Here is a 25757-nt window from a genome sequence, read left to right as displayed (position 1 = left end):
ACGCTCAACTTGAGTGACTATATTTTAAAAATGATTATACTTATATTCGTTCACGAACTGGTCCAAAAGAACGGCGATGAATTGGTGTGATACCTAATTTTTGAATGCCCTCAAGATGTTCTTGCGTCCCATAACCGGCATTATTGGCAAAGCCGTAACCTGGATAAATAGTATCATAATCAGTCATTAATTTATCCCTTGTCACTTTGGCTACAATACTAGCAGCAGCAATAGAATTACTACGTGCGTCGCCTTTTATCAATGATGCTTGTGGTGTAGATAAATCCAATGACATTGCATCAATTAACAAAAATTCAGCTGTTGGTGCCAATTCTTGTACAGCTTGTGTCATTGCAACACGAGCAGCTTGATAGATATTAATTTCATCTATTTGTGGTGCTTCCACTATGCCAACACCGATTGAAATAGCTTGCTCGATAATTAAATAATACAATTCATTTCTTTTTTTAGCAGACAACTGTTTGGAATCAATCACCTCTATACTATGAAAATCGTGCGGTAATATAACTGCAGCTGCTATTACCGGACCAGCTAACGGCCCGCGACCAACTTCATCTACACCAGCAATATTAACCAAACCTTCTTGCCAATGTTGACGTTCAAAACTAAAGCGTTCCTGAAAAGCCTGTTCTTTTTTCAAAGTTTTTTGCTGTTGATTATCCCAACTTTTCAATGCTAATTGAACACCTGATCTAGCATCTGATCGCCATTTTACGATGCGTTGATCTGACACATCAGAGATTGTTTTTAGTAGAGATTTAATTGTGTTAATTGTTTCCGTCATCAATATTCTCAATCAAATCTAGTGTAAACGTACCTAGTTTACCCTTTCGTAAATCATTTAATAAGCGTTCACTCGCTTTTTCATAATTATCTTTAAAGCCCAGCTTATTAGTAATATCAAGAAGTACCTGAACATTTTCTTGATCAAAGATATTATTATCTAAATGATATCTTTCAATAATTGCTTCTGGGCGATAGGTTCTAAAAAAACTAATTAAATATAAAGCAGCATCATCTTTTGCAAAAATAGTATCTTTCACCGCGCCAGTAAGTGCCAACTTCATGCCAATCAGCTGATCTTCAAATTTAGGCCATAATACACCTGGTGAATCCAATAGTTCAAGCTTTGTGGGTGTCTTTAACCATGCTATCTTTTTAGTCACACCCGGGCGATCAGCTGTTGGTGCGACATTTTTCATCACTAGATGATTTAACAAAGTAGATTTGCCAACGTTTGGAATACCTGTAATCATCGCTCGAATAGGCTGATCTTGAATACCACGCGCTAACTGGGCAGCCTTTTTAGATTCGACTGCCCGTCGAGCCGCTTTGGTAACTAGTTGTGGTGTCCGTGGATCACGTGTATCTAGTACCAATACCGTATGTCCTTCTGACTCAAATCGTAATTTCCATGCACGGATCTGATCTGGATCTGCTAAATCAGCCTTTGTCATAATTAATAAGCGTGGCTTGGAACCAATGAGTTTATCAACTTCTGGATTACGTGAACTTTCTGGAATTCGCGCATCAACTAGTTCAAAAATAACATCAACCAGTTTTAAATTTTCTCGCATCAAGCGAAAGGCTTTAGCCATATGGCCAGGGAACCATTGAATTATTTGTGCCATTATATAATTTGTAATTGTTAGTTTATGTTACGACATAACTACAATACATTTCCTATCTTAGTATTTATTCGTTTGCTGAATATATATTTCCCATGACGTATCAAATGTTGTCATACTCATTAAATATGTCGTGTTTTCTTCCAAATATTTTGAGATATCATCAAAGTTTGAACTTTGTTTTGGAAAAGTTGAGTCTAAAAATGCATTATTGGCAAATTGTTGAATTTCGTTAGCTGCTACAGTGTTTTTTTGTGTCATCAACCAACTATAAAAGGGGTGGTTATTGTCTACCATGAGCAAGTCCTCCTTCAAAAATAAAAGTATCTGCTTTCATGTCAATCACCTTAGCTCGAAACGACATGCCTTGTGTCACCGGTAATTTTGTCATATCAATATAAATTTGCTTTTTACTAGGATTTATTTTAACAAATTCAGGTGCCTGATAACTTGATCTAACATACTGCATAATAGCTGATATTGGCAATGGCAAATTACCAATCGCTAATTTCTGAGCTGTTAAAATAATATTACCATTTTTAGTTACTTCTGGTTTTAACATCATACCAAACTTAAATTTTTGACCAAGAAAACTTTGACTACCGTACATCATGATGTTATCTTCTACTCGAAAAGTATAGCCACTATTATTCGTATCACTCAAATAATAGGCAACTAATGCATTTACTTGACGCTTATTCAATGATACATCAAAAGTAGCATCTGTATTAGCAATTTTAGAACGATTATCAGTCATTGGAACGGTCTGTTTAGCTGCAAAAAAAACCAAGCCGAGACTAAGTATAATTACCCCTAAGAGACTCAAAAATGCCCAAAACCATGGTGATTTTTTGGGGGATAAGTAAGATTGTCGTTTTAATGTTTTATCAACCATGCTGACTGTTCTCTCCTCATAACATTAAGTAACTGCTTTGTCATGTAATTATAACCAGTATCATTTGGATGATAATTATCTGCTTCACTAATCCACGAATTTTTAACATGTGTTTCACCTGTTAACGTAGCGGTCATTTGCTGATTAGCAGTTTTGGAAACATCAGTTGCTTGCGTCATTAATAATTTTTTTTGCGTCTTCGTTTGATATTGCCCAAAAGTTAAGTCAAACGTTCCCACATAGTAACTATTTTTGTCTTGTTTTGCTACTTCACGATTAACTGTATTAAATAATTGGACATCTTGATTAATATCAACTCGTTTTGGAAAGTGAACGAATACAGGATTATAGTTTCCAAAAATAAAAATTGGAGCTTGTTGATTATAATTTCGAATGTTTTTAAATAATGTGTTTAATTTATACTGATAATTTGATTGTTCGGACTTTATCGCCGCTGATAATTTTGCTGGAGATTTTACGAACACATTTTGTAATAATGACTGTTGTAGATCGTTTCCACCTGCAGTCAGAACAATAACATCAGCTTGCTTAATGGCTTTTTGTAAATTCGGTTGTGTGGTTAGTCGTTTTTGAATTTGGTCTGATCGGTCTCCTGCCTTCCCAAAATTAGACATTTTAACAGACACACGATAATTAGCTTTAATTTTTTTGGCAATACGACCTGAATAACCTTGTTCTTGTTTATTATCACCAACACCTTCAGTTAATGAATCTCCTAGTGCTACCAGGTTAATATGTTTAACATGTGCTAATTTGGCAGCCTGCACTGGATCCGCATTTTTACTTTTTTGTTGCTGTTTTTGCCAACCAAATACCCCAACACCAACAAGCATTACCAGCAACAATAATCCAGCTATAATTTTTTTCATATTGTGCTCCTAATAATTTGTCTACTTTATTGTATCAAAAATACCATTCGTGCGCTAAAAATTCGTTAAACCTACCTGAATTAAATATAAAAAGACAATCTTTTTACTTAAGCAAGCCACATAGTGTATTGGACTTACTTATCTGTCCAAGTTTCCTAGAGCCACTTTAGCGATTGTCTTGTTTTCATTATTTTTCTTGTGCTAGTGCAATGATTTTTAAAATAGTATCTGTTGCTTGTGTCATAACAGTGGTCGACACATACTCAAATCGACCATGCATATTCTCACCTCCAGCAAATAAATTAGGAGTTGGCAAACCTAGGAAAGTAATTTTTGATCCATCAGTACCACCACGAACAGGTTCAATAATAGGCTCAATATCAAGTGAGCGCATTGCTTTTTCAGCTAGATCTACAGATCGCATATCATCTTTTAAAATTTCACCCATGTTATAGTATTGATCTTTTAATGTAACGGTTACACGCTCTTGACCAAATTTCATATTGAACTGCTTTGCAATGTCTAATAGTTTTTGCTTTCGTTCTTCAAATTTAGCGCGATCATGATCACGAACAATATAACGTAACTGCGCAGATTCAGGATTACCTTCAATTGATATGACATGCCAAAATCCTTCACGACCAGCGGTGTGCTCAGGTCGTTCATTTTCTGGCAATTGTGAATGGAAATCAAAAGCGACCTGTATGGCATTAATCATTGTGTCTTTGGCTGTTCCTGGATGGACATTCCGACCCTGTATATCAATTGTCGCAGCTGCAGCTGAAAATGTTTCCCATTCCAACTCACCTGCTGGACCGCCATCAACAGTATATGCAAAATCAGCATCAAATGCTGCCGTGTTAAAATTATCTGCACCAATACCAATTTCTTCATCAGGACCAAAAGCAAAACGCAATTGTCCATGTAGAATTTCAGGGTGTGCAATTAAATGTTGTGCTGCTGAGATGATTTCCGCTACTCCTGCTTTATCATCTGAGCCTAGTAGTGTTGTGCCATCTGTTGTAATTAATGTATGTCCAGCATATTTTGTTAAACTTGGAAATTCATTTGGATTCAACTCATAACCACTATCACCCAATTTGATACTTGATTTGCCATCGTAATTTTCTATAATTTGTGGTTTGATACCCGCACCATTAAAATCAGCCGTATCGACATGAGAAATAAAACCAATTGTTGGTGTCGTGTCGTCATTATTATTACTTTTCAACTCAGCAAAAACATAACCATCAGACATCGTACGTACATTTTCCAAACCAATTGTTTTTAGCTCTGTTGCTAAATCAGCTAGAAATGCTACTTCTTTGTTTGACGACGGTACCGTTTGAGAAAACTCGTCTGATTGCGTGTCTACTGCAACATATTTTAAAAAGCGTTTTGTAAGTTCAGGATATTTTTCGTTAGCCATTAATATTCATATGACTTTCAAGTATTGGCATTAAGATACGATACCAAAATGAAAATCACGTCTCCTTTTAATATTTGGTCGACTCTTTTGTCCGGACGTTCCCGAATTTTTAAAGATAGGTATACGGATCTGTATTAATACTGGTAGCAAATACTTCTAATTCTGCACCAAACCATGTCTGAACTTTTTCAACCATTCGCTCATTTGCGATAGCTTCCATATGATGGTCAGGATCAATTACGACAAAATCAGCTGCTAAAATATCGTGCCCAACATGGTAATAGATGTCGGCTGTTACGTAAGCATCGGCACCTGCTGCTTGTGCTACAGGCCACCAGCGACCACCATCACCACCAAGAACCGCAATTTTTTTGATTTTTTTGCTAAGATCATTTGCAATAACACGAACAGTTTTCACGCCAAATACCTCACGAATGCTTTCGGCATACGCCTTTACCGTCATGCTGTGACGAAGTTGACCAATCCGGCCAATCCCTGTTTCACCATCACTATTTTTCTCTAGCGGTACAGTGTTTTCGATACCAATGGCCTCAGCCAACCAATCATTCATACCGCCTCTTGCACTATCAAGATTGGTATGCGTAGCATAAACTAGGATATTATGCTTTATTAAATCAGCATACATTTTATTTTGTGGCACACTTAAATCCAAGTTTTTTGCAGGAAAAAACATCACTTCATGATGTGCCCAAATAAAGTCGACGTGTTTATCAATTGCTTCCTGAACAACTTCTGGGCGCACATCAAGTACTGTCATGACACGATTAATGGTCTGAGATGGATCACCAATTTGTAAACCAGTTGGGTCGTCTATCTCGGCCAAATATTTTGGTGCAAACATTTCAATCTTGTCAATTATATCTTGTGCAACAATCACGAAATTACCTCATTAATTTGATTATACCAAGCTTGCCAATTTTTATAGTTCTCTGTGTTAGTTTTTCCAGCAGATTCCAAGTTTTTGAAAATCAACATAATACGATCACGCTCTTTTTGCCATTTGGCAACAAAAACCGATGTTTTTTTAATACGTAAATAAGGGCCAAATGCAATATCTATTTCAGATAATATCTGATTACCTGGTTTTGCAAGAATAATTTCATAAAAATGATTATCTTCTTGGACTATCTCTTCATCTGTAATTACATAATTATGCGTATTCAACCAACGTCTCACAACAGATTCATCCGTATTGGGTTGTAGTATTAACGTTTCAAATGATTGTCCACGTTGTGTTCCTGCTGCCAAGATATCACTAATTAAAATACCACCCATGCCAGCAATGGTAATCGTATCAATAGCATCAGTATTCTTAACTGCTGCTAGTCCATCAGCCAATCGAACTGATGAAGTGGCTAAAAGATCATGCTTTCTTAATTCGTGTGCTGCATTATCTAAGGGTCCTTTCGCTACTTCTCCAACAACCGCATAAGTTATTTTATGATTACGTAACAAATTTGCCGGTAAATAAGCGTGATCAGAGCCAATATCAGCCAGCCGTGCACCCAAAGGTACAAATTCAGCCACAGCACTTAAGCGTGTTGAAAGATGTGTGCTGTCCATAATTATATTTCCTTCATTTTATTATATCATGATTCCCATGTTCTATTACCAAATACTCATATCATTGCAACAAAAAAGTTAGCATATCTTGCTAACCTCAATTAATCATTAATCCACAAATCCGCTATTTGTCATTGATTGTTCAAACAAACTAACAACATCTGCCACTTCTAGCGGAACATATGCACTATGATTTAAATCTCCAACTAACACGGCACTTTCAGCCATTTTCTGAAAATGCGTTGTGTCATTAATTTCAACACCAGGTAGTGTTGTTGGTACATTAAGTGATTTTACCCAATCAAAAGTTGCTTGAATCGCTTGATTTGCAACTACTTCATCAGTTCCTGTTAAGTGCCAAACATGACGACCAAATTGCGCAAAGCGTGGTACTGTTTCCGCAGACAAAATGTGTTTCATCCATCTCGGTGTCAAAATGCCTAGTCCAATACCATGCGTAATGTCATAATAAGCAGATAATTCGTGTTCAATGGGATGAACCGTCCAACCATTTTGTGTGCCAACACTAACCAAGCCATTTAGTGCCATTGTGGAAGACCACATAAGCGCTGCCCGTGCGTCATAATTATTTGGATCAGCTAATACAGACGGTGTATTTTTAATTACTGCACGATACAAGCCCTCTATCATTCCTAAAGTTACATCACTAGCACCAGTATCAAAATATTGCTCAGTTAAGTGACTAAATATATCAATTGAACCTGCTGCCGTTTGCCACTTAGAAACTGAATAAGTTAATTGTGGATCTAAAAACGAAACAGCAGGCGTATTAGGACCCATTGTGCCTAATTTTTGATTTGTCTCTGGATTAGAGATAACCGATCCAGCATTCATCTCTGTTCCAGTTGCTGATAATGTTAAAATATCAACTATTGGTAGTTGATTAATGCCAAAGCGCTTAGACGAATCCTTCACTAATTCCCAAGGATCCTTGTCATAAAATTTTGAAGATGCAATCACTTTTGAAGCATCTATTACGGAACCACCACCAACTGCTAGTATGACATCAATATCATGTTCTTTGACCAATTTTTGTCCCTGACGAACGGAGTTGATTTTTGGATTAGGTTCAATATCTGAAAGTTCGAATACCTCAAGACCTGATAATAAATTAATAACACGATCATAAAGCCCAGATTTTTTTATTGAACCCCCACCAAATGTTAATAGAACACGATTACCAAACTGAGACACAGCGTCATATAGTTCTGTTTCTAATCGATCTTTACCAAAGCGAATAGATGTCTCATTTTTAAATTTAAAATTATTCATGATCAGTTATCCTACCTTTTTTCAACTATAATGAGTCTATTATAACATTTCAAACGATTATTCTAAAGTAACACCAATACCGTACGTTTCAGGCACAGCAATTGTTCCGTGAGATAGTTGAAATTTTTCAACAGTTATATCTTGCTTAAAATATCGTTCACTTTCTGAAATATCTCCTGGAAAGGCAACATTTGCTAGACTTGCTAATGCAAGATCAACACCGCGCCCTAAATTACTACTTAACATGCCACCAATCCACGGTTTTACACCGGCATTATTGGCTTCATCAATAGCAGTTAAAGCAGCTGTAATACCACCTATTTTGGCTTGTTTAATCGTAATGGCTTTTGCGGCACGCAGTGCAATCATCGTATGAACATCGGCAATACTATTAATGCTCTCATCTAAACTCAACACATGTTTTGTTGTTTTTTGAAAACACGCATGATCGACAAAATCATTTTCAGAGAATGGCTGTTCTACAAAATCAATGTTGTCAGGCAATTGATTTAGGATTTGTACATTTTTTAAGTTAAAACTACTATTAGCATCTAATGAAAACTGTTGATTCGGAAAGTCATTGATCAGACTTACAAGTTTATTTATCTCCAATGTCTGTGCATCAATTTTTATTTTGATACGTTGATAACCTTTATTAATAGCATTTTCAATTTCCGCATGTGTGGCGTTCACACCAAGAGCAATTCCTACTGCCACATTCGACCTTACACCACCTATCATTTGAGACAATGACCGATGTGTTAATTTACCAACAGCATCCCAAACTGCCATCTCGACACTAGCCTTGGCAAATGAGCCAAATGGGGTCAACTTTGCCAACTGCCCAGCAAATTCTTGTGGTGTTTTAAAATATAAACTTTTGATAACTGGTGCAATAATTGTACGGATGATTTCTTGACTGACTGCTTGATTTTCAAGAGTGTAGTTAAAATCATTAAAAGCTTGTATTTCACCAAAACCATTTACCCGCGTATTTGTCTTAAAATCATGCACATTGAGTTTAATAAGGGTTATAGGCCTTTGTGTGATAACATGATGAGCAGTTTGGAATGGCTTTTTTAATGCCAATGTTATGGGTAACATTTCAATGTTTTCAATGTGATACATGTTTTATTACCTCGATGACTCTATCAGGTTGTTCAATATGTATATTATGTCCCGCGTTTTTAATAATATATTTCTCTGCATGTGGTAATAATGCCAGCATATTGTCGGCAATATGAGTAAATTTCATATCTAATTCGCCAACAAGTAATGTTGTTTGAATTTCCATGTGTGGTAATTGTGACCAATAATTATCCTGAGCACCTGTTCCGTTATACTTTAAAGAATTAGCAACATTTTGTGGTTTTTGTGCTAAACGCTGCAAACGTATAGCTAGTTGTTGTTGTTCTGTGAGTTTTTTTTGTGTAGAAAACAAAGGTAGTTTTTCCCATGACAAAACAAATTCTTCAAAATCACTTATGATTTGTTTAGCGCGTTTTTCATCCATCAAGCGTCGTTTTTCACGTTCTAAAGGCGTTTGTAATCCAGCAGTGGTACTTTCAAGATATAAATGTGCCACTGATTCTTTATGACGAATTGCCAAGCCAAGCGCAATCCTTCCTCCCATTGAATAACCTAGTAGATTAACAGATGACCAATTATATATTTTTAAAATATTAACAATATCATCAATTTGCTCAACCATTTTAAAACGCGATGGGCGATAGACAGTTTCAGCCTGAGAACCAAATCCTAACAAATCAAATGTCATTACCTCACCAGGCAATTGATTAACAATTGTATCAAAATCATGATGTGAGCCCATAAACCCATGAAGTAATACCCATTTTATTGGTAAACTATTGTTGATTTGATGAAAAACATGGTACGGATAACCGTTAACAGTGATTACTTTCTCATTCATAGTTATGATCCATCAATTCCCGATGCGCACTAACATTTTGCAAACGATCACTTTTAATCTCAATTAATCTAGGCCCATTAACAGATGATTTAAATGTTTGTAATAACTCGTCAGCGCTATCTATTTTCACATAGGTTAAATCATACAAGTCCGCCACTTTAGCCATATTTAAATCTAATGGTGTACCAAACAACATGTCGAAATATTCTTTAGCCTCTGCTTGAGGTAAAAATGAAAATATAGCACCACCATCATTATTAATGACAACAATATCAATGGGTAAGTGATATTGACGTGCCATCATTAACCCATTCATATCATGAAATAACGTTAAATCACCAGTCAATAGTACACTTCTCTGGTCTTTTAAAGTGCTAGCCATTCCCAATGCTGTGGATACAACACCATCAATACCATTAGCACCACGATTTGCGTATACATGACGTGTGTGTTTTCCAGTAAAAACGTCATCCATATCACGAATAGCCATACTATTAGCAACAAATACCGCTGTGTTTTCAGGTAATATATCATCAAGTGTACGAGATACTGCAGCCTCACCTATAATTTTGCGCTTCTTATTGTTTAAATTTTGCCACAAATCATAAAAAGATGCATCATTTTTTAACGAAAGTTGTGCGATAAATGCTGCTGGTAATATTTTAAAAACACGAGAAACGTGCCTTGAATGATCAGAACCCGCAGCTATTCCAACATGCCAAACTGGTATATTTTTATCTTTTAGCCATTGTAAAATACTTGCTGAAATTGGCGTTGCACAAAAACGAATAACTAAATCCGGTTTATAACTCTCTGTTAAAACATTGGCTTTAACTAATGCATCGATACCATAAATTGTTTCCTGCGTTCTTGTTCGACTTAATACATCAGCAATCACTGGTACATTGTTTTCTATTGCAAAATTACGCAGTTGTAAATGGTAGTCTTCCCCTTCATTTGGTCCAGCAAGAATAACTACCCGAGATTCAGAAAGTGTTATAGGTGACATTGTCGTCTCTAACTCATTAAATATAAGTGGTTTAACGGTAATCTCCGTTGTGTCATTTAATTGTGGCATCAAAGGTTTACGCAGTGGTAAATTTATCTGTAATGGTCCCCTTATACCAGAATTTGCGCTATGAACTAATTTTTGCGTCATATAGTCAATATATTCTGTGATATCTGGATGAGCATCTTGGAGCGTCAATGTTATGTAATTTTTTGCCAAATTGCCAAATATTTGATGCTGCGGTAAGGTTTGTGGTGCACCATTATTTTGCAATTCTGATGGTCTATCTGTGGAGAGAATAATGAGTGGTATATGCGAAACAGATGCTTCTGCAACTGCTGATGTGTACTCAGTAATAGCTGTTCCAGATGTTCCCAAAATAACCACTGGTTCACCCAGTACTTTAGCAATACCTAATGCAAAAAAACTTGCTGAACGTTCATCCACATCAACATATAATTTAATATTATTATTTTGTTGTGCGTATTCGGCTAATAGCAAGGCTACTGGTGTGGTTCTAGACCCAGGTGATATGACAAAATGTCGGACCCCGCTTTGGTAAAGCGCATGTAATAAATGTTTTGTATTTTTAGTCAAAACGTTAATCGTCATATGTATAACCCTTCAATAATTGGCGCATGGGCTTAAATTTCAAACTTGTCTCTTGAAATTCTTGTGTAGCATCCGAGTCCGAAACAATCCCTGCGCCAGCAAACAGAGTTGCCGTATTGACCATTTGATTGATGTACATTGATCGAATACCAACAACAAATTCACCGCTATTATCTGCTGTGTAATAACCAATAGGTGCCGCAAATAACCCACGGGGTGATTGTTCATGTGTTTGTATATATTCTAACGCCTGAATCTGAGGCACACCGCCAAGCGCAGGTGTAGGATGTAATCGTTGCACAATATCTACTATACTATAAGCTGTATTGACATCAGCAGTAACTGGTGTATATAAATGTTGCATTTGTTTATTTTTTAGTAGTATCGGCTGTTTTGGTACATTTAAATTTGTTGTCATTCCTTGTAATTTTTGAAATATGTTATTAACAACATATTGATGCTCACGTTTGTTTTTAACACTATTTAATAGATATTCGCCAAATTCTTTATCTTCATAGACTGTTTTTCCTCGACGAATGGTACCTGCAACAGCAGCCGTTTTTAAGTTACCACCTGTTACTTTAACTAAACGTTCTGGTGTCGCAGAAATAAATATTTCATCATGCCTTTTTAAAATGACATGATAAGTATTGTCTTGACTTGCCATTTTTTGAATAAGATATGACATCTTTATTTTTGCAGATAAAGCATACTGTTGTTGACGACCAAACACAACTTTTTCCAAAATAGCATCGTTATTCAGTTTGTTAATCAAATTTCTTGTACGTGACTGCCAATCTTTTTCTTCAAAAGTGCGTCGGATTGTCACTGCTTTTTGTTTTGAAAATAGAAATTGCATTAACCACTGATCAAAATCACTGATTTCATCGGATTCAAAACGAATTTTCCCATCATTGATTGCCACAAAAATGCTTGGTATAAACCAGAATCCATTCATCAATTTAGAATTTGCAATAACCTGATCATCAAAGGCGTAACCACCAAATACAATATCACCTTTTAATTCTTTAGGGGATTGTGATTGCTCTTTCACGCCAAAACCAAACAATTTTTTTTTACCATTTGACGTTTCAAAATAAGCCACTATATCAAAACAATCAAGTGCAGCCAAAAGATGCTGCTTATCGTCATCACGTAATCCACGTGAAAAATGATACTTCATGAAGTACACCTCATATGAAAAAGCAACAGAAAAATCCCTGTCGCTTTTTACTTTAATTTCAAAAATTTACTTGTGGTAATCGCCTTAAAACTGGAATTAAAACTAACGCAACAACCAATCCCATAACAGCCTGCGCAATATTTCCTATAATTGAGGCTATACCAGCTGTCCAATTATATAAGAACGCGCCAGCTAAAAAATAACCAACAATCATAATGACTGAGCCGAAAAAAAGACCGATAACTTGACTGAAAATATTTTTATGATATCCAAAATAACCAACAACGAAACCTTCTATACCATGAATGAGTAATGAAAAAATCATCCACTGCGGATATCCAGCTAATAGATCTAGCAGTAAACCACTTAGCCCACCAACAATCAAACCATTTCGAGGACCACCAAGAATTGCTGCAATAAATATGCCTGCCTCAACTAAATTCACAAAACCATTTGTTGCAGGTACTGGAATTCTAACAATATATGATAGCGCAACATTAAGGGCAATTAGGACAGCTACAATTACCATCTGTCTTGTGTCAAATTTTTGTTTCATAGTTACTTCTCCTAGCCCCTTGCCAAACGTTTCCGTCATCAAATGCATCATTTAACTTGACACCATTTTTAATGCCTTGCCAAACAAAGTCTTTGGCATCAGCAATTGCCGATACAACATCTGCTGAACGCCCCAAATTTGTGGCTATACTAGCCGATAAAGTACAACCAGCACCATTATGATTTAATCGTTTTTCTTGTATTTTATCCTGCTTAAACACTTGAAATGAACAACCATCAAACAACACATCCACCGCCTGATCACCCAAAATTGATGTGCCACCTTTGACGAGAACGTTCTGTGCTCCAAATTCAAAAATTGATTTAGCAGCATGTTTCATATCGTCAACGGTATTAATTGTTTGGTTGGCTATAATTTGAGCTTCTCTTATGTTAGGTGTTACTATCGTAGCTAGTGGCAGTAGTTGACGTCTGACGGAAGTAACAAGTTTTTTAGTGTCTACATGCGTTGTTTCTTTAAAAACCATCACGGGATCAATAATAATTGGTACGTGTACATTACTTAAATATTGGGTAACGAGCGTGATAATATCAGTTGTTGGTAATAATCCTACCTTAATCGCAACAATATCATCGACTGCCAATACAGACTGTAATTGTTCTTCAATAATTGCTGTTGCGATTGGAAATAACTTAAAATTACGTGATTTAACCGTGACAATTGATGTCATCACACTTAAACCAAAGTAACCATATTCATTAAAGGTAGCCAAATCAGACTGTATCCCACCACCTGCAAGCGAATCAGAACCTGCAATTGTTAAAATTTTATTTGGCATTTTACCCTTCTTGTTATGCTATTTTGCAGACGCAACGAAACTAATATTATGACCATCATCAGTTACAGAGGTCACAATAGCATCATCCCCACCTGATGTAATTGACCAAGAATAATAGCGACCATGCGCTTTTGCCCAGTTAATTGCCTCAGTAATGGTTTTGCCTTTTAAGTGTGCTGAGTCCTGATTTGAGTCAGCATTTTTAGAACTACTAGAAGACTTGGAACTGCTAGTAGTCGATGACGAATGCGTATCAGATGAACTTGTAACTTGGCTATCACTACTAGATTCAATGCTATCATTGCTAGTTTCCGATGAATTAGAATCAATTGTTTCATTTACCGTATTACTATTAGATGCTTTTTCGGAAATCGGTTCAGTTGTTTTTTGTGATGAGGAATATCCGATAAATATAAATACACCTAGACCAATAATTATCAGACTAGCAATTACAAGGAAAAAGTTACGTATTCTATGCGTTTTCTTTTGGAATTTAGGACGTTTATAATCGTTATCTGCCATATGCACCTCTCAATAGATACTATTATATCAAATATACCTACACTACTGCCAGTAGATTATATGATAAGATTATAACAATGTCGTTTAGGAGAATAAATTACCATGAACAATACAAATTTATCGCGTATCTCAGTAAAAGATATCCTTATGATTAGCATTGGAACAGGATTTTACGGTTGGAGTTTAATTAATATCAATATTCCAAACCAGTTGGCTGAAGGTGGCTTATCAGGTATTACCTTAATTTTACTCGCATTATTCAACTGGAATCCAGCATATAGCAATTTGATTTTAAATATTCCATTGCTTCTCATTGGATATCGTGTCCTTGGACGTCGGTCTCTCATTTATACAATATGGGGTATCCTGACATTATCATTTTGGCTTTTCCTCTGGCAACGTATACCCATGCCACCAGCGTTGCATCATGATATGTTAATTGCCGGATTATTGGCGGGTATAATCTCAGGTATTGGCTTAGGTATTGTTTTCCGATTTGGCGGCACATCAGGTGGTACAGATGTTATTGCTCGAATTATTGAACAAAAAGTAGGTATTCAAATTGGACGAACTATGTTTGCCCTAGATGCTGTTGTATTATTGATGTCTTTAATATACATTGATGTGATTCACATGATGTACACGCTCATTGCATCATTTGTATTTGCACAAGTTGTCGGTCTCACACAACAAGGTGCTTACACAGCTCGTTCATTTATGATTTTTACAGACTATCCTGAAGAAATATCTCATGCAATAATGGACGAGTTAGAACGTGGTACGAGCCTATTAAAATCTGAAGGTGGTTACTCACATCGTGAACAACGCGTTGTCTATGCTGTTGTTGATCCATCGGAAGTTAACACCGTACAACACATTATTCAAGAAATCGATCCCAAAGCATTTGTCTCCATATTTACTGCTCAAGAACAATTAGGTGAGGGCTTTTCATATCTACGACCTAAAAAACGTTTCATTTTCTTCTAAAAAAGTCATTGCTAATAAATAGCAATGACTTTTTTTAGATTACTTTTTGCATATGTGTATAATTGTGTGCGCCAAGTGTTAGGCGACCGACCGATTTAAATCCAATATTTTGGTATAACATTCGTGCTCGCGTATTTTCATCGTCAACATTTAACCCAATTGTCTCACGATTTGATTCTTTTGCTTTTTTCTCAGCAGCCGCTAATAATTTTTTCCCGATACCTTGACCACGTGCCTCACTTGTCACAACAATTGAGTCCACATACCATTCATTATCAAAAACTTCAGAATCAGGAAACATCCAGCGATGATAACTAAATTTATCAGCGAGAATGGATTGAAGTGCACGATCTAGATGTTTTTCTTCAGTATCTGGATAACCAAATATAACGCCTAAAACCTGATTTTCATCATTTTTAGCAACCAATGCCCGACTGTAATGATAGCGACTTTCATCTGACATTGAAACAGCAAGCGATAGCGCTTCTTGTACGTTTTCTACAGTTAATTCATCATAAATTTCTAATGCCATGTCGTCAAAAATTGTTTGTTCAAGTGACAAAATGACCTCTTGTTCGTGTATTGTGGCAGGTTGTATCTTCATAAATCCTCCTCAGCTGGTTCAATCATCGTTAAACCTATACGTTGTCGTTTTTCATCAATATCCATAACCCACACGTCAATAATATCGCCAACTGCAACAACTTCTGATGGTGATTTAACACGACGTTTTGATAAACGTGAAATATGCACCAAACCATCATGTTTAACACCAAGATCAACAAAGGCGCCAAAGTCAACAACGTTTCTTACTGTACCTTGCATCTTCATACCAGATTTTAAATCTTCAATATGTAACACATCTGATTTCAACAACGCACCGACCATCTCTGATCGACCGTCTCGCCCTGGTTTTTGCAAGCTACTAATAATATCATGTAGTGTTTGTATACCGATACCAAGCTGATCTGCAACTTGTGTTTGATTCAAAGCCTGTAAAGTTTGGTTAGCTGCGTCTGTTGCTAAATTTCTAGGATTAACATTGGCAAGTTCTATCAGTTGTTTAGTCGCTGCGTAACTTTCAGGATGAATATCAGTATTGTCTAGCACATTCTTACCATCTAAAATACGCAGGAAACCTGCTGATTGCTCGAAAGCTTTTGGTCCTAATCGTGTCACTTTTTTGAGTTGCATACGGGAGGTATATTGACCAATCGTATCACGATAGGCAACAATATTTTGAGCTAGTGTTTTATTCAATCCAGCAATATGTGTTAGTAATGCAACGCTTGCGGTATTTAAATTAACGCCAACTTGATTTACAGCAGTTTCTACGACGTGGGCAACCTGCTCATCAAGTGCTTTCGCATTCAAATCGTGTTGATATTGTCCCACACCAACTGATTTGGGATCAATTTTAATGAGCTCTGCTAACGGATCCTGAATACGACGTCCAATTGAAATAGCTGAACGTTCTTCCACATGTAAATCTGGAAACTCTGATCTTGCTTCATCTGAAGCAGAATACACTGAAGCACCAGCTTCGTTAACGATGGTGTATTGCGTTTCTTTCGGTAAATGAGTTGCGACAAACTCTTCAGATTCACGAGATGCTGTGCCATTACCAATCGCAATCAGTTCAACATTGTAATCACTCACAAGGGCCTCGAATGTTTTAGCTGCATCATTTCGCTGTTTTTCATTAGCAGGCTTGTGCGGATAGATGACTTGCTTTTTTAAAAATTTACCATGTTCATCAATAATCGCTAATTTGGACCCTGTTCTAAAACCTGGATCAAAACCCATTACAATTTTACCTTTAAGTGGTGCTTGCATCAGTAAATGATATAAGTTATCGCCAAATACTTTAATAGCTTGATTTTGTGCTTGAACTGTCAAGTCCTGACGAATTTCCCGTTCAACAGCAGGTTGAATAAATCGCTTGTAAGCATCTTCTATTGCCAAACGTAAGATGTCATAACCTGGCCCGAATGTTGCTTGCCCATTTAACTCTTTTGTTTGAATAAAATGGTCCATACGTGCTTCAGGAAAATCAATTTTAACAGAAAGCACACCATCTTTTTCACCACGATTTATTGCCAATATACGAAACTTATTTTCAAGTAACGTTTTAATTGACGCACTATAATCATAATATTGACTATAAACTTCTTGTTCGTCCTTACTTTGTCCACCACGTTTTAAATTGGATACTAAAACACCAGCCGTGCCCATTCGCGTGCGTAACCATTGTCGATAAATCGCATTTTCACCAATTTGTTCAGCTAAAATTTCATGTACACCTGCTAAAACATCAGATTTTGTAGGTAAATTTTCATTGATGTAGTTATCACTTGGGATATCTGCTGTAATATGTGTGATGACAAAATCAGCGAGTGGTTGTAAGCCATTTTCCCTTGCAATCATCGCCTTAGTACGTCGTTTTTGTTTATAAGGCAAATATAAATCTTCTACGATCTGTAAAGTTTCTGCTTTTTGAATCGCTGATTTTAAATCTGGTGTTAATTGTCCTTGATCCGCAATTGCTTTTAAAACTGTATTTTTACGATCAGCTAAATCTTGAACTTTCTTAGCAGTTGATTGAATGTCACGAATTTGCACTTCGTCAAGTTCACCTGTCATCTCTTTACGATAGCGCGAAATAAATGGAACCGTTGAACCCTCGTTTAATAATGTAAGTGTTGAGTTGACCTGTTTAAAACCAATACTTAATATTTTTGCGACATATTTAGCTGTGTCTGTTTGTGTCAATTTAGTTAAAGCAAGTTCAGTCATTTTAATGTTTACCGTTATCTTCTTTCAAAATTTGATATTGTCCTATTTAGAAAATGTTATTTTACATTTACCATTCATTATAACGTGAATACAAAATAATGACCAAAAAAATTAAGCATGTCAAAATTTTTTTTCAATTAAAAACGCCACTTACTCCGAAGAATAAGTGGCGGGTAGGTAGATAGATTCTACCCAGTTGGTCTCATTTATTATATCTCAATAATTTGAAAATAGCAACCTTTTTAAATTTAAGTCATAAACAAAAGTAATCTACACACTCATTGTTCGTACAGATTCTGGTTTATCTTCTTCACTAGTTTTTCAGCTGCGCGACCACGATGTGAATAAATAACACGCTCAGCCATTGGCATTTCAGCAAAGGTTTTACTATTTTCAGCTTCAAATAATGTATCAAATCCCACAGAATATGATCCCCGTTCACTGTGAGCCAATGTTACCCCACCCTTACCGATACTTTTGAATATTTTACCTGTAGGTGTGACTAAAATAAATAGTGCCTCTAAATAAGCCGAACGATCTAATTCTGATGTATACAAATTTAATAAATAGTTGTCTTCTTCAGAAATTGATTTCAACCCAAGTGCTTTTAGTTCACGTGAAGTGGCTAGCCCAAAACGTTTCGGAAAGGCCGAAAAATAAGCACCAGTATCATCTGCTAAAATATTTTCATCTGGAAGAAAATGTTGAATAAATTTAGCCTTGTTTAATGCATTGCTATATTGATTCGTCGTTGTCTCAACTGGAAAAACCTTTTCATCAATCAATTCCCGATAATTAACAACTTCAAAACCAAATTCAAAAAATACATTTTTAATCTCATTAGTTTTAGCTGAATTATTTGATGCTACCACTAGTTTATTAGCCATTAGAGACTCCTTATTTCGTAACATATTTTTAATTCACTAGTTTTTTTATTTTACCATATGAAGCCACGTTGTCCAAGCATACAATAAACTAATCAACATTTCTGGAGAAGGCAAGCTCTAATTACCATTACGATTGATATTTAAACAGCTTAAATTTTGATAGCATTTTAATGAACTAGTAAATGATTAGTGTGACTTTTACGTTCATTTTTGAGTCAACGTCACAAAGTTTTCAATCATTTTAGAACCAGATGGTGTTCCGATTGACTCAGGATGAAATTGCAAACCAAAAATAGGTAACGACATATGTTGCATTGCCATCACTTCTAGATCATCACTAGCAACACCAGTTACGACAAAATTCGCAGGCATTTTGTCACGAGCAACAATTAATGAGTGATAGCGCATAATTTCTGTATTTTTTGAACCAAACAATTTTGAGGGTTCTTTTGATAACATGGTTGATACTTTACCGTGCCGAACTTCTGATGCTTTTTCAACCGCACCACCAAATACTTCCGCAATTGCTTGATGTCCTAAACAAATGCCAAGTATTGGTTTAGTTTCAGAAAATTGTCGAATCATATTTTCCATTTCACCAGCCTCACTTGGTCGACCAGGACCTGGCGAAAATATAATACCATCAGCTTCTTCTGCCACTTCATATAATTGCGCGTCATCATTACGTAGTATTTTCAGATCTGAAATTTGACCAATAATTTGAGCTAAATTGTAAGTAAATGAATCATAATTATCAACTAATAAAATCATGACTCACCTCCCACATTAAGTAACGCTTTAGCTTTATTAATTGTCTCTTGATATTCATTTTCAGGTATTGAATCATAAACGATGCCAGCACCCGCCTGTACATAACCACGTTGATCTTTGATAATCATTGTACGAATTGCAATGGCAAAATCCATTTGGTTATCACGTGATAAATATCCTATTGCCCCTGCATAAACACCACGTTTAACAGGTTCCATTTCATAAATTCGTTGTAGTGCTCGCACTTTTGGTGCGCCACTCACTGTTCCTGCCGGTAAAGTCGCCTTTAAAGCGTCAATTGCTGGTGTGTTTTTACGCAAAGTTCCCTTAATTTCAGACACCAAATGCATCACATAACGGTATTTTTGAATCTTTAAAAAGCTAGTAACTTCAACACTGCCATATTCAGAAATTTTCCCCAGATCATTTCGACCCAAGTCAACTAGCATTTTATGTTCTGCCAATTCCTTCTCACTATGTCGCAATTCTTCTGAGAGTATATTATCCTCTGCATTCGACTCTCCACGCTTACGCGTACCAGCAATTGGATTGGTCGTCACTGTTTGATCACGTACTGTCACTAAACTTTCAGGAGAAGAACCAACAATTTGACTGTCACCAAAATCCATGTAATACAGGTATGGGGATGGATTGGTACGTCGTAACTGCCGATAAAAATCAAATGGATCATCTTTAAAATCAAAACTAAAACGTTGAGATGGTACCATTTGAAACATGTCGCCTTCAACAATTAATGATTTTGTACGATTCACAATCGTTTTGAATTCTGTTGGTGTTAAATTTGATTTAGGAGAAATTGGTGACACTTGTATAGCATTTAATTCAGCCGATACTTGTTTTTTGAGTTTTGATTCAATTTGCACCAAGGTTTGTTTGAGTGTTATTTCATCAGTATGGGAATAAAGATTATCTGCTACGATTGTAATCGTTTCTTTTTGGTGATCAAATATAATAAATGTTTCATATAAAAACATGTGTATATCAGGCATATTTAATTCATCTGTTGGTGTCTGACCTATCTTTTCATAAATTCCAATTGTGTCAAATCCCACATATCCAATTGCACCACCTTGGAATGGCAATTTCTCGCTCAGATATGTTTGATCTTCAACCAATTCGTTCAAAACATCTAATGGATCAGCATTTTCACTGGTATACCCATCAATCGTTACTTTAATGCCGGTAGCTTTAAACTCATGAACTGGATCAACGGCAATAATTGAGTATCGAGCAGTTGTTTGTTCTGTCGGCACTGATTCGAGTAAAAAAGTGTGTTCCCCTCTTAACCGTAAGTACGCACTAACAACACTAATGGTATCAGCATCAATAGTTTTAATAAATCGTGTCATTTTTTCACCTTTCGCAACTGCATTCGTGTTATCTTGCCGCTTTCATTGCTTGTACCATGTTTTCAAGATAATGCTCAGCGTCGTATGGATGCGCCTCAATTTCAGACACAATGGCTGAACCAACAATGACGGCATCGGCATAATCAAACTGCGCCACCTGTTTTGGCGTGCTAATGCCAAATCCAATCGCTATAGGCAAGTCAGTTAACGTGCGAATTTTTTCAATGATCGCTCGCGATTCAGTTGTTAACTTCTTACGTGCACCAGTAATACCTAATGAACTGACCACATACACAAAGCCTGATGCACGTGACATCAATTTTGGAATACGATTTCCTGATTTTAAAGTGACTAACTGAATAAATGATCGCTCATATTTTTCAGCTAGTGTCACAAATTCCGCTTGTTCTTCTAATGGCATATCAGGCATAATAATACCTTCAACATTAAGTGATTGCATTTTGGCTAAAAATCTATCAAAACCATATTTAAAAACTGGATTAACGTAGGTAAGAAAAACCAATGGTACCTGGGTACGTTCACGAATTTTACCAACCATTTCAAATACACGTTCAGTTGTTGAACCAGCATTCAACGCACGCAAATCAGCTTTCATTATTGTATCTCCATCTGCTGACGGATCTGAAAAAGCAATACCAATTTCAACAACGTCTGCACCAGATTCTGCTAAAGATACAACATAATCTACACTTTTACTAAAATTTGGATCACCAGCCACGGTAAACCCTATAAAACCTTTACCATTTTTCAAAACGTTTTCTATTTTTTCTACTGTCATGTTGTTTTCCTTACTCAAGATTGGCATGCGCAATGGCAACTAATGCCTGCATTTTCTCAATATTTTTAATACCATCGACTTCATCCCCGGATGAAATATCAACAAAATCAGGATGGACTTTGTTAATTGACTGTTGTAAATTGTTGACTGTCAACCCGCCCGCTAACATTAAGGGCTGCTGACGCAATGGTTTTGGTGGTACCATTCCCCAATCAAATGTTTGACCAGATCCGGCACCAGCATCCAACAAAACATAGTCTGCTGCTGTTGGCTTGAGAAAATTATCTGGTTGATGCACTTGAATGACTGGAATATTATTTTCTTGTAATATTTCAACGTCAAATTCCGTCTCTGAACCATGTAATTGCACAACTTGAATCATACCCGATTGATAAATAGTCATGATATCAGCTACAGGTTGATCCATAAAAACCCCAACAAGTGGAATACTATCATCTAAACGATCACGAATTTTTATAGCTGTACCGATATTAACTGTACGACGATGATTTGGTGCAAATATCATGCCTGCCATATCAGGTTTTGCCACATTAAGTAATTCAGCATCTTCGACTCTAAAATTACCGCATAATTTAATTTTTGTCATATCCAATTCCCAATAAGTCTCTAATCTGTGCTTTTTTATCATTCGCGCGCATGAATGTTTCACCCACTAAAATACCGTTCACGCCAGCCGCTTTTAATGTTACAACGTCTGAATGATTTTGAATGCCAGATTCTGAAACAAACAGAATGTCTACTGGCACCAATTCACGTAATCGTTTAGTATTATTGAAATCAACCGTAAAATCTTTCAAATTACGATTATTGACACCAATAATTTTTGCACCCACAGCAATGGCACGATAAACTTCTTCTTCATCATGAGCCTCGACAATTACTGACATCCCAAGTTCTGTCGCTAACGCTAAATAATCGTATAACTGCTTATCATTTAAAATAGCAACAATCAATAAAATTATTGATGCTCCAGCTGCTTTAGCTTCATAAATCATGTATGGATCAATTGTAAAGTCTTTGCGCAAAACTGGTGTGTTAGTCTCATTAACTATGTTTTTCAACATATCTAATGACCCTTTGAAATAGTTTTCTTCAGTCAATACACTGATCGCAGCAACGTTAGCATCTTCATATTCACGTGCAAATTTCAAATAATTAAAGTCATCGGCCGCAACAATTTGACCTTTGGAAGGTGATGCTTGTTTAATTTCAGCAATTACAGAGATTTCTGGTTGTCGTAACTGTGTTTCAAGCAAACTATGCGTTACAATTGGTAGCTGTGCTACTTCATCTATTAATTTTTCCAATGACTTGGTTGAGCGGCGCTTAGCTAAATTAATACTTGTAGCATGAATTAAATCATCTAGAATCATGATTTCTCCTCCTGCGTCAATTCACGTAATAAATTGAGTTGTTGCAAGGCAGCACCACTAGCTAAGGTTTCTCTGGCTAAACTGATCGCTTCAGCAATCGTAGCAGCTTTTTTAGCAACGTACAGTGCTAGGCCCGCATTTAAAATCACAATATTAGCTTTTGCACCAGTTAATTTACCATTTAAAATTTCACTCGTAATGTGCGCATTTTCTTCAGGTGTACCCCCAAGTAATTCTTCAGGTGCAACATACTCAAATCCATAATCTTTAGGATCAAATATTGTCTCTTTAACTTCTCCATCACGTAAAATGGCTAGATTGGTTTTACCATTTAAAGTGATTTCATCTAGTCCGTCCTGACCATGAATTAAAATCGCATCCGTCACACCCAGTTCAGATAAGACATGTGCTATTGGAACTAACAATTGTTGTGAGTATACCCCAAGAAGCATAGTACGCGGGCGTGCTGGATTTGTGAGTGGACCTAAGATGTTGAATATCGTACGAAAACCTAACTTTTTTCGCACAGGACCTACAATTCTCATACTTGGATGAAATTCGCGTGCAAACAAGAATGTTTGACCTGCTTGATGTAATATTTTGGTTGCCTTTTCTGCTGTCATTATAATATTGACACCCAATGCCTCCAATACATCTGCAGTACCAGATTTAGAACTCGCAGCGCGATTGCCATGCTTAACTATCGGTACACCACTTGCGGCTACAATAAAACTTGCAGTTGTTGAAATATTAAAAGTATTCGCTAGATCCCCACCAGTTCCGACGATATCCATAGCGTCAAATTCAGGCGTTATACTAACAGCATGTTTTATCATTGCTTTTGCTGAACCAACAATCTCAGGAATTGATTCTTTTTTGGCGGCTAAACCCATGAGGTATGCTGCAATTTCTGATTCAGTTACTTTTTCATCCATGATGTCATTCATCACATCACTAGCCATTTCAGCAGTTAAGTTTTGATGCAAAACTAATAACTTCAATGCTTCTTGAACATTATTCATGAATATTTACCCCTTTGTATCGTGCTATAGCAGCAACATCTTTGTCCCCTCTACCACTTAAGTTCACCATAATTTGTTGATCAGAACTCATTGTTGGTGCAAGTTTCATAGCATAAGCCACTGCATGTGCACTTTCAATTGCTGCAATAATACCTTCCGTACGCGCAATATATTCAAATGCTGCCACTGCTTCATCATCAGTAATGGGGACATATTGCGCACGCTTAATGTCTTTCAGATAGGCATGTTCTGGGCCAATACCAGGATAGTCTAAACCAGCAGAGATACTATAGACTGGATCAATTTGACCATCAGGGGACTGTAAAAATTGTGATTTCATACCGTGAAAAATACCTTCAGAACCACGAGCCATCGTAGCTGCTGTTTGATTCGTGTCAATGCCTTTTCCAGCAGCCTCCACACCAACCAGATCTACCTCGGGATCGTCAATAAATTTAGCAAAAGCACCAATAGCATTTGATCCCCCACCAACAGCTGCAATCACCACATCAGGTAATCGACCTGTTTGTTCCAAAAACTGTGATCGTGCTTCTTCACTAATAACTGATTGAAAATATTTCACCATCTCAGGGAATGGATATGGACCAACAGCTGAACCGAGTACATAGTAGGTATCATCAACACGTTTCGTCCAATCTTGGAACGTCGCATTAACAGCATCTTTTAGAACTTGCGTCCCAGTTGTAACAGGGTGAACCTTGGCCCCAAGTAGCTCCATTCGATAGACATTTAATGCTTGACGATCTGTATCTTCCTTACCCATAAAAATTTCTGCTTCCATACCCATTAACGCCGCTGCAGTGGCTGTAGCAACACCATGTTGTCCAGCACCTGTTTCAGCAATCAAACGCGTTTTTCCCATGCGCTTAGCTAGTAAAGCCTGTCCTAAAACGTTATTAATTTTATGAGCACCAGTATGATTTAGATCTTCTCGTTTGAAATAAATTTGTGCGCCGCCTAATTTCGTTGACATGTTTTTTGCATGATACAAAAGTGATGGTCGATTCGCGTATTCATCAAATAAATTTTTCAAAGCTGTTTTAAATGTAGGATCATTTTTTGCTGCCTCAAATTCATCAGCAACCGCTGTGACAGCTGGTACAAGTAGCTCTGGAATGAATTGTCCCCCGTACACACCGTAATAACCCTTTTTTGATGATGTCATATTTTCTCCTTTGATTGCATTTCATATTTTTTTAATTTAAGGCAAATAAAAAACCGTCCTGAAAATATTTGCCTTCGCAATATTTTCAGGACGGTTTCCCGCGGTGCCACCTGATTTCTAATCAACCACACCACAAAAAAACTGAATTGGTTGACTCGCTCCTCCACAGTCTGCTAACACAAACCTGACAACTG

At 36.6% G+C, this 25757-nt stretch carries 27 protein-coding genes; 1 reads left to right on the top strand and 26 read right to left on the bottom strand.

Annotated features, from left to right (window positions below; all coding sequences use genetic code 11):
- Positions 1-40: 40 nt before the first annotated feature.
- The 16 genes from rnhB to K5Q13_RS01980 all read right to left on the bottom strand — a co-directional run bounded on the left by rnhB (position 41) and on the right by K5Q13_RS01980 (position 14351).
- Entirely contained in the window at positions 41-805 is a 765-nt protein-coding gene (rnhB, locus tag K5Q13_RS02055) for a ribonuclease HII (protein ID WP_220739364.1), read from the bottom strand.
- The gene (gene ylqF, locus K5Q13_RS02050) at positions 789-1652 is read right to left on the bottom strand and encodes a ribosome biogenesis GTPase YlqF (RefSeq protein ID WP_220739362.1); all 864 of its coding nucleotides are present in this window, start codon (positions 1650-1652) and stop codon (positions 789-791) included. The genes rnhB and ylqF overlap by 17 nt, the downstream gene beginning before the upstream one ends.
- A gap of 57 nt (positions 1653-1709) precedes the next feature.
- The gene (locus K5Q13_RS02045) at positions 1710-1946 is read right to left on the bottom strand and encodes a YozE family protein (protein WP_220739360.1); all 237 of its coding nucleotides are present in this window, start codon (positions 1944-1946) and stop codon (positions 1710-1712) included.
- Complete coding sequence (locus tag K5Q13_RS02040) at positions 1933-2544, bottom strand: YpmS family protein (protein WP_220739358.1); 612 nt, start codon at positions 2542-2544, stop codon at positions 1933-1935. The genes K5Q13_RS02045 and K5Q13_RS02040 overlap by 14 nt, the downstream gene beginning before the upstream one ends.
- A complete protein-coding gene (locus K5Q13_RS02035; protein WP_220739356.1) occupies positions 2526-3434 on the bottom strand; it encodes a GDSL-type esterase/lipase family protein in 909 nt (302 codons plus the stop codon). Before K5Q13_RS02035 ends, K5Q13_RS02040 begins: the two co-directional genes overlap by 19 nt.
- Positions 3435-3621: 187 nt before the next feature.
- Positions 3622-4863 carry a peptidase T gene (gene pepT / locus K5Q13_RS02030; protein WP_220739354.1) on the bottom strand — a complete coding sequence of 414 codons (1242 nt, stop codon included), beginning with the start codon at positions 4861-4863 and terminating at the stop codon, positions 3622-3624.
- Between the two features lie 109 nt (positions 4864-4972).
- Complete coding sequence (locus K5Q13_RS02025; protein WP_220739352.1) at positions 4973-5761, bottom strand: Nif3-like dinuclear metal center hexameric protein; 789 nt, start codon at positions 5759-5761, stop codon at positions 4973-4975.
- On the bottom strand, positions 5758-6447 hold the full coding sequence (locus K5Q13_RS02020) for a tRNA (adenine(22)-N(1))-methyltransferase (protein ID WP_220739350.1): 690 nt from the start codon (positions 6445-6447) through the stop codon (positions 5758-5760). The genes K5Q13_RS02025 and K5Q13_RS02020 overlap by 4 nt, the downstream gene beginning before the upstream one ends.
- Positions 6448-6555: 108 nt before the next feature.
- Positions 6556-7740, bottom strand: a complete 1185-nt coding sequence (locus K5Q13_RS02015; RefSeq protein WP_220739348.1) for an iron-containing alcohol dehydrogenase — start codon at positions 7738-7740, stop codon at positions 6556-6558.
- 57 nt (positions 7741-7797) lie between these two features.
- Positions 7798-8868: an o-succinylbenzoate synthase gene (gene menC / locus K5Q13_RS02010; protein WP_220739346.1), complete on the bottom strand. Its 1071-nt coding sequence runs from the start codon at positions 8866-8868 to the stop codon at positions 7798-7800.
- Positions 8855-9670 carry a 2-succinyl-6-hydroxy-2,4-cyclohexadiene-1-carboxylate synthase gene (gene menH, locus K5Q13_RS02005; protein ID WP_220739344.1) on the bottom strand — a complete coding sequence of 272 codons (816 nt, stop codon included), beginning with the start codon at positions 9668-9670 and terminating at the stop codon, positions 8855-8857. The genes menC and menH overlap by 14 nt, the downstream gene beginning before the upstream one ends.
- The gene (menD, locus tag K5Q13_RS02000) at positions 9663-11291 is read right to left on the bottom strand and encodes a 2-succinyl-5-enolpyruvyl-6-hydroxy-3-cyclohexene-1-carboxylic-acid synthase (RefSeq protein WP_220739342.1); all 1629 of its coding nucleotides are present in this window, start codon (positions 11289-11291) and stop codon (positions 9663-9665) included. Before menD ends, menH begins: the two co-directional genes overlap by 8 nt.
- Entirely contained in the window at positions 11281-12474 is a 1194-nt protein-coding gene (locus tag K5Q13_RS01995; protein ID WP_220739340.1) for an isochorismate synthase, read from the bottom strand. Before K5Q13_RS01995 ends, menD begins: the two co-directional genes overlap by 11 nt.
- Positions 12475-12532: 58 nt before the next feature.
- Positions 12533-13030: an ECF transporter S component gene (locus K5Q13_RS01990; protein ID WP_220739338.1), complete on the bottom strand. Its 498-nt coding sequence runs from the start codon at positions 13028-13030 to the stop codon at positions 12533-12535.
- Positions 13014-13829, bottom strand: coding sequence for a bifunctional hydroxymethylpyrimidine kinase/phosphomethylpyrimidine kinase (locus tag K5Q13_RS01985; RefSeq protein WP_220739336.1), 816 nt, complete (start codon positions 13827-13829; stop codon positions 13014-13016). The genes K5Q13_RS01990 and K5Q13_RS01985 overlap by 17 nt, the downstream gene beginning before the upstream one ends.
- An 18-nt stretch (positions 13830-13847) precedes the next feature.
- Entirely contained in the window at positions 13848-14351 is a 504-nt protein-coding gene (locus K5Q13_RS01980) for a hypothetical protein (RefSeq protein WP_220739334.1), read from the bottom strand.
- A gap of 102 nt (positions 14352-14453) precedes the next feature.
- Here K5Q13_RS01980 and K5Q13_RS01975 point away from each other — a divergent pair, with 102 nt between their 5' ends.
- Complete coding sequence (locus tag K5Q13_RS01975; RefSeq protein WP_220739332.1) at positions 14454-15338, top strand: YitT family protein; 885 nt, start codon at positions 14454-14456, stop codon at positions 15336-15338.
- A 34-nt stretch (positions 15339-15372) separates the two neighbouring features.
- On the opposite strand, the gene K5Q13_RS01970 is transcribed toward K5Q13_RS01975, so the two are convergent.
- The 10 genes from K5Q13_RS01970 to trpB all read right to left on the bottom strand — a co-directional run bounded on the left by K5Q13_RS01970 (position 15373) and on the right by trpB (position 25578).
- Positions 15373-15942 (bottom strand): GNAT family N-acetyltransferase, encoded by a 570-nt coding sequence (locus K5Q13_RS01970; protein ID WP_220739330.1) that lies wholly within the window; start codon positions 15940-15942, stop codon positions 15373-15375.
- Positions 15939-18134 (bottom strand): Tex family protein, encoded by a 2196-nt coding sequence (locus K5Q13_RS01965; RefSeq protein ID WP_220739328.1) that lies wholly within the window; start codon positions 18132-18134, stop codon positions 15939-15941. Before K5Q13_RS01965 ends, K5Q13_RS01970 begins: the two co-directional genes overlap by 4 nt.
- A 278-nt stretch (positions 18135-18412) precedes the next feature.
- Entirely contained in the window at positions 18413-19021 is a 609-nt protein-coding gene (locus K5Q13_RS01960; protein WP_220739326.1) for a non-canonical purine NTP pyrophosphatase, read from the bottom strand.
- 204 nt (positions 19022-19225) lie between these two features.
- Positions 19226-19792: an anthranilate synthase component II gene (locus K5Q13_RS01955; RefSeq protein WP_220739324.1), complete on the bottom strand. Its 567-nt coding sequence runs from the start codon at positions 19790-19792 to the stop codon at positions 19226-19228.
- A complete protein-coding gene (trpE, locus tag K5Q13_RS01950) occupies positions 19789-21162 on the bottom strand; it encodes an anthranilate synthase component I (protein ID WP_220739322.1) in 1374 nt (457 codons plus the stop codon). The genes K5Q13_RS01955 and trpE overlap by 4 nt, the downstream gene beginning before the upstream one ends.
- 28 nt (positions 21163-21190) lie before the next feature.
- Positions 21191-21961 (bottom strand): tryptophan synthase subunit alpha, encoded by a 771-nt coding sequence (gene trpA, locus K5Q13_RS01945; RefSeq protein ID WP_220739319.1) that lies wholly within the window; start codon positions 21959-21961, stop codon positions 21191-21193.
- A 10-nt stretch (positions 21962-21971) separates the two neighbouring features.
- Complete coding sequence (locus K5Q13_RS01940) at positions 21972-22568, bottom strand: phosphoribosylanthranilate isomerase (protein WP_220739317.1); 597 nt, start codon at positions 22566-22568, stop codon at positions 21972-21974.
- The gene (gene trpC / locus K5Q13_RS01935; protein ID WP_220739315.1) at positions 22555-23355 is read right to left on the bottom strand and encodes an indole-3-glycerol phosphate synthase TrpC; all 801 of its coding nucleotides are present in this window, start codon (positions 23353-23355) and stop codon (positions 22555-22557) included. Before trpC ends, K5Q13_RS01940 begins: the two co-directional genes overlap by 14 nt.
- On the bottom strand, positions 23352-24377 hold the full coding sequence (gene trpD, locus K5Q13_RS01930) for an anthranilate phosphoribosyltransferase (RefSeq protein ID WP_220739313.1): 1026 nt from the start codon (positions 24375-24377) through the stop codon (positions 23352-23354). Before trpD ends, trpC begins: the two co-directional genes overlap by 4 nt.
- Positions 24370-25578: a tryptophan synthase subunit beta gene (trpB, locus tag K5Q13_RS01925; RefSeq protein ID WP_373306366.1), complete on the bottom strand. Its 1209-nt coding sequence runs from the start codon at positions 25576-25578 to the stop codon at positions 24370-24372. The genes trpD and trpB overlap by 8 nt, the downstream gene beginning before the upstream one ends.
- Positions 25579-25757: the final 179 nt, after the last annotated feature.

The sequence above is a fragment of the Leuconostoc miyukkimchii genome, assembly GCF_019656055.1.
GTDB classification, from domain to species: Bacteria; Bacillota; Bacilli; order Lactobacillales; family Lactobacillaceae; genus Leuconostoc; species Leuconostoc miyukkimchii.
The sequence above is the reverse complement of the archived record's forward strand: the minus strand, read 5'-3'. Positions and strand labels throughout refer to the sequence as shown.